The sequence below is a fragment of the Opacimonas viscosa genome (assembly GCF_024199005.1).
Classification (GTDB): Bacteria; Pseudomonadota; Gammaproteobacteria; order Enterobacterales; family Alteromonadaceae; genus Opacimonas; species Opacimonas viscosa.
Genome location: NZ_JANATA010000325.1, coordinates 1 through 237, shown reverse-complemented (window position 1 = coordinate 237; position 237 = coordinate 1). Strand labels below are relative to the sequence as shown.

The window sequence follows — 237 nt, the reverse complement described above, 5'->3', positions numbered from 1 at the left end:
CATAACACACTCCTGACTTTATGACTGAGGCTAAATGCACTCAGATAAGAAAATTCGACCTTACAGGTTCGGCAGCATGCGCTGGATCAGCGCTTTGTCGGAAGCATGAATCTGCTTCATGCCACGCAGCTGACGCTTACGCTTGGTCGACTTCTTGGTCAAGATGTGGCTACGGAAAGACTGCTTGTGCTTGAAGCCGTTAGCGGTCTTTTTGAAGCGCTTAGCAGCGCCGCTGTT

At 50.2% G+C, this 237-nt stretch carries 1 protein-coding gene; it reads right to left on the bottom strand.

All coding sequences use genetic code 11. The features are described from left to right. Positions 1-60: 60 nt before the first annotated feature. Positions 61-237 (bottom strand): 50S ribosomal protein L35 (gene rpmI, locus NLF92_RS13785; RefSeq protein ID WP_254102848.1); only part of this gene is annotated, 177 nt, incomplete at its 5' end.